The organism is Bartonella sp. CM120XJJH (assembly GCF_042194715.1).
Lineage (GTDB): Bacteria > Pseudomonadota > Alphaproteobacteria > Rhizobiales > Rhizobiaceae > Bartonella.
Genome location: NZ_JBHINE010000002.1, coordinates 85,763 through 97,976 on the forward strand (window position 1 = coordinate 85,763; position 12,214 = coordinate 97,976).

A 12,214-nucleotide genomic window follows, 5' to 3' on the forward strand; every position below is an offset into this window, starting at 1 on the left:
TTTTCCACCACGCTAGACGCTGCTTTATCAGCTGCTTCAGGTGCGTTCTTCACAGCATCGACAGCCTTATCAACAGCGTCAGTGGCTTTTTCCACCACGCTAGACGCTGCTTTATCAGCTGCTTCAGGTGCGTTCTTCACAGCATCGACAGCCTTATCAACAGCATCAGTGGCTTTTTCCTCCGCTCCAGATGCTGCTTTATCAGCTGCTTCAGGTGCTTTCTTTACATCATCAGTTGCCTTATCAACTGCATCAACTTTATCCGTATCATGTGCAGGATATTCGGAAGCCTTTCGTGCCGCACTTTGAACAAATGAAGTAGAACAAGCTATGAAAACCCCCATATAAAAGAGTGTTTTCCAATTGATTTTACGATACATTCTTTTTTCCCCTTAAGAGCTTATTGAATAGTTGAAACAAACAATCTCCTTTTTAATGACTCTTCATGTCACTCAACGTTGTCACAGCACGTCGATTTTGATTCCAACAGGAAATATCATCACATACTGCTACAGGTCTTTCTTTTCCGTAAGAAATTGTTTGAATCCGTTGTTCAGACACGCCTAGAGACACCAAATAGTTTCGCACAGCAACAGCACGGCGCTGTCCAAGTGCCAAGTTATATTCACGTGTTCCCCTCTCATCAGCATGACCTTCGATCATAATAGAATAATAAGGATAATGAAGCAACCATTCTGCTTGGCGCGTTAAAATACGTTCGGCATCAGCATCAAGTGAAGAAGAATCGAGACTAAAAAATACGCGATCACCCACATTAACCGTAAATTCTTGTCCTGAACCTGGTGACACCTGGTTCAAACCAGCATCATTCATATAAGCGCCGTTCATACCGTTAAGTGCACCGACATTTTTTTTACCACAACCACCCAAGCATAGTGAGAAAAAAAAGAGGATAGCTAAGGAATGAGAGAAGTTTTTTTTGGTAGAGCGCATAGTCCGTTTCTCCTTGAGTGTCGTAAAGAAGGATAAATTCTTAAAAATATTTTTAAGAATAACCGTTAATTCCTAATGAAGACGAAATTTTTTCTGTTTTTTTTGGTCATCATTTTTATTTTTGAGTCTCTGCCAATTTTTCTTCTTTTCAGCCGTTCCTCTCACATTGCCATAAGAAATGTTTCCCTTATGCATCTGGTTTTCTATGCATCATCTTGATCTTGACGACTTTTTTGCAGCGCGTTCAGCTTTGCAAAAACTTTATCAGCATCAAAAGTCTTATGCAGATTTTCTTCACTCTCATTTTCCTCTAGAGCAGCGTTTTCCGTCACAGAAGCGGGAAGCAACGACCTATCTTCTTCTGCAGCAACAGGACGATTTTTCGCCGCACGCTGGAGCTCAAAATCTAAATCGATTTGCGAACACAAACCAAGTCCTACAGGATCAAGAGGAACCAAATTTGCACTATTCCAATGGGTTCTAAGGCGGATTTGTTCAATTGTCGCTTTTGTTGTCCCAATCAACCGTGCAATTTGTGCATCTTTCAATTCGGGATGATTTGTGACCAACCATAGGATACCATTGGGACGATCTTGGCGTCGAGAAAGAGGGATATAGCGCGCCCCTTTACGTTTTTTTTCAGGAATATGCACCCTAGATTGAGAAATTTTCAAGCGTGCGTTTTGATCAGCTTCCACCCGTGCAATTTCACTGCGCGTCAATTGCCCAGAACTAATTGGATCTAAACCTTTAATACCATAAGCCGCATCACCATCGGCAATAGCTTTTACTTCCAAGACATGCAATTTACAAAATTCTGCAATCTGATCAAAAGAAAGAGCTGTATTATCAACCAACCAAACAGCTGTTGCTTTGGGCATCAAAAGTTGCGTTGCCATTTTTATAAATCCTCTTCTGCGCCTCTTCATATGAGGCCGGTTACCGCCCACTCAAGAGCACTGAAACTTTTTATATGTTACTAGGTCTCTCCAACCACTCCTAAAACAAAGCGAGGTACGGAATAAACCATTTTGCTATGAGATTACATTCTGTTATAGCGTTATTTTTGCTCAACGACAAGAGATCTCTCTTGTAATGATCCTCAACTAAGGTCTCTTTACCTTTAAGATGAATTTTCTTATAAAGGGTTTATTCGATTATTTCACCTCATGCTGTGGCACATTTATTCTGGTGGGATGCATGCTTTATCGCCTTAAATTCTAAAGAGTATCCAACTGGGAAGAAAGCCCTCAAATAGGAAGGAAAACTATGGCAGGCCATTCACAATTTAAAAATATTATGCACCGTAAAGGGCGTCAAGATGCAATGCGCTCGAAAATATTTTCTAAGCTTGCGCGCGAAATTACCGTAGCAGCAAAACAAGGTGCTCCTGATCCAGCCATGAATCCACGTTTAAGGCTGGCTGTTCAAAATGCCAAAGCACAATCGATGCCGAAGGATAATATTGAACGCGCGATTAAAAAAGCTTCAGGCACTGATGTCGAAAATTATGATGAAGTACGCTATGAAGGCTATGGACCAGGCGGCGTTGCCGTCATTGTTGAAGCTTTAACTGATAACCGCAACCGCACCGCTTCAAATGTGCGCGCTGCCTTCACAAAATCAGGAGGAGCCTTAGGGGAAACAGGATCGGTCAGTTTCATGTTTAATCGGATTGGTGAAATAATCTATAAACCAGAAGCAGGAACAGCCGATAACATCATGGATGCAGCAATTGAAGCCGGTGCCGAAGATGTGCAATCAGAAGAAACCGGACATCATATTACCTGCGCATTTGAAGATATTGGTGAAGTTTCCAAAACACTTGAAGCAAAACTTGGTGAAGCAGAATCGATTAAAACGATTTGGAAAGCCACCACCCTTGCACCAATAGATGAAGAAAAAGCTTTGTCCGTTTTGCGACTGATTTCAACATTAGAAGAAGATGATGATGTACAAAATGTTTATGCCAATTTTGATGTCAGCGATGAGATTTTAGCAAAACTGTCTGTATAATTCCCATCATTTGCATAAGCCCTCTCTCCATTCATGAGGGCTTTAAAAGCATCTATCACCTCTCATCTTTATCCGCACATATAAAAGCCCCGCGTCAATAGCGGGGACTAACCATTGGTGCAACAAGAAAACCGCCATGAATTCCAGAAAACATAACCTTAAAAAAAAGCATACAAGACTCTGTAGCCTCACGCCTTTCTTATATACCCCAAAGATTATCCCTATAGCCCCTCTCTATTCGATCTTTTTGTTCTTTAAGATTAACCTCCCCACCCTCAAGTAATGAAGATGATCCGGTCTATAAACAATTCAGATTTTCTTGACGTGCTTCTATGACGAATCACCCATGGAATTCACTTGAAACTTAAGGCTCAAAACACGTCCACTTCCCTAAATATTCGCCATGCACTTAAAAAACACTTAAATATCTCAAGGAAGTTTATATGCCTTATATCCCCACACCTCAAATGACAGTGTTTTGACAACATCACAGAATAAAATAAGCAAATGGAAAGCCAAAGCTGATTGTTTAGCAAAGTAGAGCTGATTGTTTAGCAAAGTATTGTATAAAAAGCTGGTACATCTCTCTAATCCGTTGCGGATAAATTTTTGACCCTATGGCATTAACTTTATGGTATCGTATGTTTCATAAAATAACGTCATTTATCTTAAAAATCTGTCCTTTTTCTATTACCGATCAACCAATATTCAGACCTAAAACAACAGCGCACTTGAATAAGACACATCACAGAGCAACAGAAAAAACACCCTTGGAGTCCAAACTCTTCGCAAACCAAATCGAAAAGGAAGTTTAAATATATATAGCAACACTTTGAATAAAAAATTGAAATCTAGAGACCTCAGAATTTTTGACTCTATTTTTTCAAGGAATTATTTTTGAATTTTTTTAAGCATTTTCCCCCAAGGAAATTCCATTATCAATAAACAACCGTAGATGATGGATGAAATCTACATAACTCCCCATGTCCACTATAATCGGTTCCTTCTTTTAAATAATTAAAGACAATTGATATTGTGTAGACTTGAGACTGTATAGACTATATTCCTTCTATGTTCTGTTTTTAAGCATTTTGTTTTACTGTATATTGAGCAAAGGTGACCATGCTGGATCGGAAGCATCATTGGGTGTAGGGAGTTGTCGTTCATTGCGTCCCGTAATGTCAATCGTATAAATTTTTGGTCCCATACCGGGATTTTTGCGAAAAAACATCAGCACACGACCATTGGGTGCCCAAGTTGGTCCTTCATTGTGAAAACCCGTGGTTAAAATTCGTTCTCCTTGTCCATCAGGGCGCATAACACCGATAGAAAATTGTCCACTTAATTGTTTTGTAAAGGCGATATAGTCACCCCGTGGTGACCAAATAGGTGTCGAATAACTCCCCTCATTTGAAGAAATACGCTGAATATCACTCCCATCCGCATTCATTTTATAGATTTGCGGCTTTCCACTACGATCTGAGGAAAAGACGATTTGTTTTCCATCCGGTGAATAAGAAGCAGAAGTATCGATAGCAGAAGTTGTTGTAAGTCGCGTCATCGTACGGGTTCGTAAATCCATGGTGTAAAGATTTGCACTGCCATCATTTTGTAACAAACTCATGATGACCTTTTGTCCATCAGAAGAAAAACGCGGAGCAATTGTCATGTTATTAAACGTTCCGATCAACTCTCTTTGTCCCATTTCAATTTGTTGAAGATAAACATGAGGGACTTGATTGTCCTCATAAGCCATATAGGTCATTTCTTGTCTTTTTGGGGAAAAACGTGGTGTAAGCACCAATTCACTTCCATCAGACATATAAATCAAATTTGCGCCATCTTGATCCATCATTGCTAAGCGTTTGATGCGTGCATTTTGGGGGCCTGTTTCATCGATAAAAACAATTCGTGTATCAAAATAACCACTTTCTCCTGTCATCTCGCTATAGATCTCATCTGCGATCATATGTGCCACACGCCGCCAACGTTCTGTCGCGGTATAAAAACGCCGTCCTTTCAATTGTCTTTGTCCAAAAACATCCCATAAACGAAAATCGACCCTCAAACGTCCATCGATTTCTCTCATGACTTGCCCAGTAACTAAACCTTGCGCTTTTATTTTCTGCCAAGACGCAAAATGCGGTTGTTTATTAGGATTAGCAATGTTTTCAAAAAAGTTTGCTTTATCAAGCGGTAAAAAAAGCCCCGACCGTTCAAGATCAGCTGTCACCACAGCAGATATTTTCAACCCAATCGAATCATTGGAAATAAAGTCTGTAATTGCAATGGGAATGGGATTAAAATCAGCGCTCGAAATAGTTCCTTTCAATTGCGCATAACCCGATGAAATACTTGAAAGCCACAACCCACAAGTGACAATAAACCAAGCAAAAACTTTATGTCTCGTTATAGTCGTCATGGAATGTGTCCTTTCGTTAAGCGCTTTTTTCTTATTTATCATCTTATTTCTTGGAGGGGATCAACATTAAAGTCAAAACCTTGCCCCCATAGATCATATTGATCACGTGGGAGATCTGCATAAGGTTGGCATGAAAAGACAGCGGCGTACACCTGCCTCATCATAATAGCCTGTTGACTCTCAAGACCGCTTACCGGATCAATGATAGGATCGCCCACAACCATCCCTTCACGGTCTAAGTAAAATCGCAACCGCACAACCGGACGATTTTTTAAATCGCCACCAAGTGCCACAAGTTTAAGCTTCTGTTGAATACATCCCCCCGCAATGTTGACCAATGTTTGTGCCATTTTTGTGGTATTATTAATATTTTTTCTTGCCCCCAAAGCTTCTGGTGTATGAGAACGTTTTGCTCCCCCTCCTTGTGACCGCGCACGATTGAGCAAATTATTTTCCTCCAGTGCTAAAATATCTTCAATGGTCTGTTTCTCTTGGTTTTTTTTGTTAAGCTTTGGCGTCTTTTGATTCAATGTAGCCGCATTCTTCCCTAGAACATCTTCATCAAATTTTGGTTTAAACTGTGGAAGAAAAAATTTTTCTGGAAGTGTAATTTTTGGCGCTTGATGAACAATCTGCTCTGCTGGTGCCTTCTGTACCGTTGGAGCCAATTCTTTTGGCGATATCATCTCTTCATTTTTGTGCGCAGGCTTGAGTGCATCTTCCGGCGCTTTCAAAGGCATCTCAGGTGCAACCTTGAGCGCATCCTCCTCCGGCGCTTCCAAAGGCATCTCAGGTGCAACCTTGGGCTCCTCCTCCGGTGCTTCCAAAGGCATCTCAGGTGCAACCTTGGGCGCTTCCTCCGGCGCTTCCAAAGGCATCTCTGGTGCAACCTTGGGCGCTTCCTCCGGCGCTTTCAAAGGCATCTCAGGTGCAATTTTGGGCGCTTCCTCCGGCGCTTTCAAAGGCATCTCAGGTGCAACCTTGGGCGCTTCCTCCGGCGCTTTCAAAGGCATCTCAGGTGCAATTTTGGGCGCATCCTCTGTTTTTGCTTCTAATAATTCTGGTTTTGTAAGTTCGGGTGTCAATGTTTCTGACGTGTTCTTGCTTGGTGGTAGCGATGCTGTTTCAACAGGGCGCAGTTTTTCCTTTGGTTGAAACGGTGCTAGACTATCTACTTGTCCCTCTCCAATATGGCGTGCATCTTCTTTTTCTTGTGGTTGCATAGTCGGTTTAACGGCAGGGATTGCACGAATAGGAGCCTTTACGGCTCCTCGTTGAGAGGACAACTCGTCCACTAAAGGGGCAAGAGTAATGGGAATTGCTTCCAATGGTTGTGGTAAAGAGACAGAGCTTGTAAACTGAATGGCTCCCCAACTGAGAAAAATGACATGGACCACAAGGGATAAAGCCAAGCCTCGTTTCATGCTATGATAGGAGTCTTTGTTCATTCTTTATGCCTTATTTATGCCTTACATTTTTTCATTTTAAATCACTCTACACTCTTTTAAAAACAATCATTTATGCGGATTTATTACTTATTATTTATTGTGCTAGACTTGCTAACGCAACTTGAGAAAACCCCGCTTTTTGAATATCCGCCAGCAGTTTTAATACTTGCTGATATTCAACAGTTTTAGCAACCCGTACAAAAACCCGTTGATCTTTTTGTGTAGCATCTTCTTCCAGAAGAGTTTTAAGGTGTGCAATCAGTGCTTGTGATGTTTCATAATAATCTTGATTAACGGCAAAGCGCCCTTGCGCGTCAAGTGAAACCGTAAGGGGCGTTTTTTGAGCTCGTACGGGCCCCGCTTGACTACGAGGCAAATCTAGAGGAACACCGTTCACTAAAAGGGGGGCAGAGACCATAAAAATAATCAACAAGACCAGCATAACATCCACAAAAGGAGTGACATTGATCTCACTCATCAATTGGCTTCGTGAATGATGGCGCCTACGTGTATTTTTTCGAGAAGAAGAAGCAACAGAAATTCCCATGGGATAAGCTCCTTTTTATAAAGAGGAAGGTGCTGTGCGTGTTTCATCAATACGCCGCGATACAATTGTTGAGAATTCATCGGCAAAATTTTCTATTTGTGCAATGATGCGCGCACTTTCATGAGTCAACTTGTTATAAGCAATAACGGCTGGAATTGCTGCAAACAAACCAATAGCGGTTGCCAAAAGCGCTTCTGCAATCCCTGGCGCAACAATGGCAAGTGATGTATTTTGAGAAGCTGAAATAGAAAGAAAAGACTCCATAATACCAATAACTGTTCCAAAAAGTCCAATAAAGGGGCCCGCGGATCCCAGTGTTGCAAGAAAACTTAATTTCGATTCTATTTTTTCACTTTCACGTCCCAACGTCAAATCCATAGCCTTATCAATTCTGCTCTGCAAACTTTTCGATGTATGGGTCCCTTTTTCAAGAGATTTTTTCCATTCAACCATTGCCGCCATAAAAACGGCGGATATACTATTGGTGCGTTGACTTTTACATGATGCATAAAGATCTTCTAGCGCTTTGCCTGACCAAAATGTACGTTCAAACAGCTTTATTTCACGCCGTATTCTCCGATACGTAAAAATTTTATCAAAAATAATTGCCCAACTCCAGATGGAAGCGAGAAGCAACCCGATCATAACACCTTTCACGATCCAACTCGCTTGCATAAATAAATGTAACATTCCAATTGTTTCCGGATTCGTTAGTTCACCATGCGGCATAATTTTTGTCCCTCTAAATAAAAGGTGTATTTTTAAAATTCTATAAAACAGATTATTTTATAGTTTCTAAATTTAAGTAAAAAACCTCAGTTTCACATAAATCCATGCGCTAAAACAAGACTTATTTCTTAATTTTCTTAAAAAGTGATGACGAGAGACATCCCTCAACTCACGCCCTCTCTCATTTCAAAACGGCATTTATGAAATAATATAACCATAAAGCCTTCCCCATAAATGCTATAAAAATAAACGATATAAAAATGCATGATATCAAATCTATTATGCACCACCATCTTTACACTCATGAAAAGAAAGCTAAACCCTCAATACACGTTTTAAGCTTAAAATGCAGCGATAAGTCTTAGCACTTGAAAACATTCATAAGAGGCATTTTTATTCCTTATCTTAAGTGTTTTTGTCCCCACTCACCAAGCCCGCTTGTGACATGTAAGAAAATGTTTTTGATTAATTGGCAGCAATAGAGCTTGAAAAGAAAACATCTTACACGTTTCAGAATTATCTGAAAATGACAACGCAATGAATTAATCATTATAAATAAATATGTTATAATCATGAAAGATTGCGCTTTATCTCAAGCTATTGTTTCTCTCATTTTCCATCAAATTTAATACGAGGACACCATCTGGCACAAAAAACAACAATAAACCACCATAAAATGCCTCACAACAATGCGCCTCACCCATGCACCCCTAAGGTAAGTCCCATATAATCTAGTGTAAGTCTCATATAATCTCATTGTGTTGTGAATTAGCCCCTTGCAATGCCCTTCATCTCTCTGGCACCATGGTATAACGTAAAAGCTTCTGTGACGTGAAAAAGCCTTTTCACATCTTTATTCATGAAAACCGGCTTTTTCGTTCTCTTTGCTCACTTGCGATATTTGATCGTTATTGCACTGAGAATAACCCATAAGGAATATTTTTACAATTTTTTCAATAATTTACATTGCTCATCTTATGATGATGTGTAAGCAAATGATTTTAATTGTTTCAACATGAACAGATTTGTAATGAAAGTATTTTACTCTCATTACTCTATTGGAATTTGTGCCCATAAGAAGTGATCATTTATCTTTCTAAGTCAATCTATTATATAATAATATGCTTTTAAAACTTTAAATCAAAAATGCATTTCTGCTTTGTATGCATTGATCTCTCATTCATTCACTGCTTTTAAAAGCGCAGATACAGTCACGCATGATAGATGAAACTGGATAGAACACGCACTCTTGTGATGCCAAATGACAATCCAGTAAAAAATAAATAAAATTGCTTAAAACACCCTTTAAGTGTTTTTGAGAGAATTGTCGACCTAATAGCTTATTATCACTTATTGCAATATTTTGCTGGGTATGTGCATTTTTATAAAAATAAATCTTAATGTATTTTTTATTTCTTTTTTTGTTTTGTACTTTTCTGCTGTTTTCTTATGCCAACGAACCTTTCTTCAAAAGAAAAGTATCTTCAGTTTATAGCAGAAAATGGATAATAAGACATTGATTTTGAATCATAACATGGATGAGACGTGTTTAATTTTGTGAAATATCATCTTCAATTTATTGTAGCAGAGGAGCTTTCTTTTGATGTATCGTATGACCTTGTTGGAAAATATTTAAGCTATAATAAATATATGTCTTAGATTATAGATTACTTCATATCTCCTAAAGCTGCTCGTTCAATGAATAACACTTTTAACCTAGTATTTTTTCAAAAAGTTCTTTGGGTAAACGTCGTGGTTTTGCCTCTTCATTAATCAGAGCAATTTCAACTTTAGCTGTTACCAACGTGGTCGCCTCATGCAAAATAGATTGCTCCATAAAAAAGCGTGCCCCTTGGATATGAGTAACACGTGTTTTAACGACTAAAAGATTATCAATTTTAGCTGGTCTTAAAAAGTTAATTTCCATATGACGAACAACAAAAAACAGTTTTTCCCCCTCACCCCCAGCTGCTAACATCTTATTATTAAAACCGGTATCCCGTAAAAACTCTGAACGTCCTCGTTCAAAAAACTCAAGATAACGCGCATGATAAACCACACCGGAAAAATCTGTATCCGCAACATAAACGCGGACCTGAAAATTATGAAAAGCATTTGTATGATTGCTCTTAAAAGGTGTTATTTCTGTCATCGACTTCATATCCCATAAAATCATTTAATATTAATATAGCAAGTTGTTTATAGATCAAAAGATTGAACACATTTTTGTGTTGAAGTTGTGAAAAGAAAAAGCCCCCCTTAATAGTGCAAGACCCTTTTGGTCAGAATATGCAAAAAGAAGTGCGTCTCTTGTATTTTATGACCTTGCTATAAAATATTCACATAATTTCTTTTAATAAAGAGAGTGTCTTAATCATCTTCCCCCTCCCATAAAGACGCCTGAAGTGATGAATTGTCTTGAGCATCAGAAAGTTGAGAACGCCTTTGTATAGACGTTGTAGAGGCAGGAGCAGAAAGCCCTAAATGGCTCCAAGCCTTTTCAGTGAGAATGCGTCCACGAGCGGTTCTTTGAATAAAACCTTGTTGGAGCAAATACGGCTCAACAATATCTTCAATGGCATCGCGTGGTTCTGATAAAGCAGCAGCAATCGTTTCAATCCCCACCGGTCCCCCTAAAAAAGTTTCCGCAATCAGGAGCAAGTAGCGACGGTCAAGCGGATCAAGACCAAGATGATCGACCTCAAGGCGCGAAAGCGCCTCATCAGCGATTTTTTGGTCAATTTGTTTTGCCTGTTTAACCAAAGCAAAATCACAAACACGCCGCAAAAGCCGTCCAGCAATACGAGGAGTCCCCCGTGCTCGGCGTGCAATTTCATGAGCACCATCATCACTAATCTTGACGGCAAAAAGCCGTGCATTACGCTGCACAATATATTCCAATTCTTCTATAGTATAAAAATTGAGACGAATTGGGATGCCAAAACGATCTCTCAGCGGTGTGGTCAAAAGCCCCAAACGTGTGGTTGCCGCTACCAAAGTAAATTTAGCCAGATCAATTTTCACTGAGCGTGCCGCCGGCCCCTCCCCAATGATCAAATCAAGTTGATAATCTTCCATGGCTGGATAAAGAATTTCCTCAATCGCCGGATTTAAGCGATGAATTTCATCAATAAACAAGACATCACGTTCTTCAAGATTGGTCAAGAGAGCGGCTAAATCTCCTGCTTTAGCGATAACCGGTCCTGACGTAGAGCGAAAATTAACGCCTAATTCTTTTGCCATAATCTGTGAAAGCGTTGTTTTTCCTAATCCCGGTGGTCCTACAAACAAAACGTGATCCAGCGCTTCTTGCCGCGTTTTTGCTGCTTCAATAAATATTTTTAAATTAGCCCGCGCCGCTTCTTGACCAATAAAATCATCGAGAACTTGTGGTCTTAAGGAACGATCTGGATCGTTAGGAAGGGAGGCGGAACCCAGAAGGCGTTTATCTTCATCTTTATGCATTGTTACCTTGATTTTAAGTAGGAGAAGAAAGCAATTTGAGACTATGGCGGATCAGCAGGGCGGAAGAAACAGTTTCCCCCTCAAGAGCGTTCATCGCAAGAGCAAGAGCACGAGATGCTTGCTCGCGTTCAAATCCTAGCTTCATCAACGCAGAAAGCGCATCATGCGCAGGTTGATTGGTCATCTCACGCTGAGGCACCGAAACAGTCTTGATCGCTTGTTCAAAGGGGAGTGTTTTACTTTTCAACTCACCCACAATTCTTTCACTGACTTTTTTACCAACGCCCGGCGCTCGACTAATCATCGCAACATCGTTTAAGGCAATAGCCTGTGCAAGCTCATCTGGCGATAAAGTACCCAAGATTGCCAAAGCAACCTTTGCCCCTACTCCAGGAACATTTTGTAGAAGACAAAACCACTCCTGTTCAGCTCTTGTAGCAAAACCAAAAAGGCGGATTGCGTCTTCCCGAACATGCGTTTCAATAAAAAGGCTTAACGCCTCCCCAACAGAGGGTAAAGAAGGACGGAGCCGATTTGAAACAAAAACAACATAACCCACACCGTGAACATCAAGAAGGATATGATCATCAAAGATATGTTCAAGAGTGCCCTTTAATTTGCCAATCATGCTTC

The 12,214-nt window shown here is 40.0% G+C and carries 10 protein-coding genes and 1 pseudogene; 1 reads left to right on the forward strand and 10 read right to left on the reverse strand.

All coding sequences use genetic code 11. The features are described 5' to 3' along the window. The 3 genes and pseudogenes from ACFIKU_RS01355 to ACFIKU_RS01365 form a co-directional block, all read right to left on the reverse strand. Positions 1–380, reverse strand: a pseudogene (locus ACFIKU_RS01355) (tol-pal system protein); the annotation flags it as partial. A gap of 52 nt (positions 381–432) precedes the next feature. After that, the gene (gene pal / locus ACFIKU_RS01360; RefSeq protein WP_375656460.1) at positions 433–954 is read right to left on the reverse strand and encodes a peptidoglycan-associated lipoprotein Pal; all 522 of its coding nucleotides are present in this window, start codon (positions 952–954) and stop codon (positions 433–435) included. A gap of 203 nt (positions 955–1,157) precedes the next feature. Then, positions 1,158–1,853 carry a DUF1013 domain-containing protein gene (locus tag ACFIKU_RS01365; protein ID WP_273723809.1) on the reverse strand — a complete coding sequence of 232 codons (696 nt, stop codon included), beginning with the start codon at positions 1,851–1,853 and terminating at the stop codon, positions 1,158–1,160. Positions 1,854–2,223: 370 nt separating this feature from the next. Here ACFIKU_RS01365 and ACFIKU_RS01370 point away from each other — a divergent pair, with 370 nt between their 5' ends. Further along, entirely contained in the window at positions 2,224–2,970 is a 747-nt protein-coding gene (locus tag ACFIKU_RS01370) for a YebC/PmpR family DNA-binding transcriptional regulator (RefSeq protein WP_005774608.1), read from the forward strand. A 1,096-nt stretch (positions 2,971–4,066) separates the two neighbouring features. On the opposite strand, the gene tolB is transcribed toward ACFIKU_RS01370, so the two are convergent. The 7 genes from tolB to ruvA form a co-directional block, all read right to left on the reverse strand. Continuing rightward, positions 4,067–5,392: a Tol-Pal system beta propeller repeat protein TolB gene (gene tolB / locus ACFIKU_RS01375; protein WP_375656461.1), complete on the reverse strand. Its 1,326-nt coding sequence runs from the start codon at positions 5,390–5,392 to the stop codon at positions 4,067–4,069. A 38-nt stretch (positions 5,393–5,430) separates the two neighbouring features. Next, positions 5,431–6,840, reverse strand: a complete 1,410-nt coding sequence (locus tag ACFIKU_RS01380; protein WP_375656462.1) for a cell envelope biogenesis protein TolA — start codon at positions 6,838–6,840, stop codon at positions 5,431–5,433. Positions 6,841–6,934: 94 nt separating this feature from the next. Beyond that, entirely contained in the window at positions 6,935–7,387 is a 453-nt protein-coding gene (gene tolR, locus ACFIKU_RS01385; RefSeq protein WP_375641823.1) for a protein TolR, read from the reverse strand. Between the two features lie 15 nt (positions 7,388–7,402). After that, complete coding sequence (gene tolQ / locus ACFIKU_RS01390) at positions 7,403–8,116, reverse strand: protein TolQ (protein ID WP_375641824.1); 714 nt, start codon at positions 8,114–8,116, stop codon at positions 7,403–7,405. A 1,711-nt stretch (positions 8,117–9,827) separates the two neighbouring features. Next, on the reverse strand, positions 9,828–10,268 hold the full coding sequence (ybgC, locus tag ACFIKU_RS01395; RefSeq protein WP_375656463.1) for a tol-pal system-associated acyl-CoA thioesterase: 441 nt from the start codon (positions 10,266–10,268) through the stop codon (positions 9,828–9,830). Positions 10,269–10,486: 218 nt separating this feature from the next. After that, positions 10,487–11,581: a Holliday junction branch migration DNA helicase RuvB gene (ruvB, locus tag ACFIKU_RS01400; RefSeq protein WP_273723816.1), complete on the reverse strand. Its 1,095-nt coding sequence runs from the start codon at positions 11,579–11,581 to the stop codon at positions 10,487–10,489. A 13-nt stretch (positions 11,582–11,594) separates the two neighbouring features. Further along, positions 11,595–12,209 carry a Holliday junction branch migration protein RuvA gene (ruvA, locus tag ACFIKU_RS01405; protein WP_375656464.1) on the reverse strand — a complete coding sequence of 205 codons (615 nt, stop codon included), beginning with the start codon at positions 12,207–12,209 and terminating at the stop codon, positions 11,595–11,597. Positions 12,210–12,214 lie beyond the last annotated feature (5 nt).

Bases quoted from the DNA above. Each gene is read 5' to 3' on its own strand.
- pal (WP_375656460.1), bottom strand. From the start codon at position 954: ATGCGCTCTACCAAAAAAAACTTCTCTCATTCCTTAGCTATCCTCTTT.
- ACFIKU_RS01365 (WP_273723809.1), bottom strand. From the start codon at position 1,853: ATGGCAACGCAACTTTTGATGCCCAAAGCAACAGCTGTTTGGTTGGTT.
- ACFIKU_RS01370 (WP_005774608.1), top strand. From the start codon at position 2,224: ATGGCAGGCCATTCACAATTTAAAAATATTATGCACCGTAAAGGGCGT.
- tolB (WP_375656461.1), bottom strand. From the start codon at position 5,392: ATGACGACTATAACGAGACATAAAGTTTTTGCTTGGTTTATTGTCACT.
- ACFIKU_RS01380 (WP_375656462.1), bottom strand. From the start codon at position 6,840: ATGAACAAAGACTCCTATCATAGCATGAAACGAGGCTTGGCTTTATCC.
- tolR (WP_375641823.1), bottom strand. From the start codon at position 7,387: ATGGGAATTTCTGTTGCTTCTTCTTCTCGAAAAAATACACGTAGGCGC.
- tolQ (WP_375641824.1), bottom strand. From the start codon at position 8,116: ATGCCGCATGGTGAACTAACGAATCCGGAAACAATTGGAATGTTACAT.
- ybgC (WP_375656463.1), bottom strand. From the start codon at position 10,268: ATGACAGAAATAACACCTTTTAAGAGCAATCATACAAATGCTTTTCAT.
- ruvB (WP_273723816.1), bottom strand. From the start codon at position 11,581: ATGCATAAAGATGAAGATAAACGCCTTCTGGGTTCCGCCTCCCTTCCT.
- ruvA (WP_375656464.1), bottom strand. From the start codon at position 12,209: ATGATTGGCAAATTAAAGGGCACTCTTGAACATATCTTTGATGATCAT.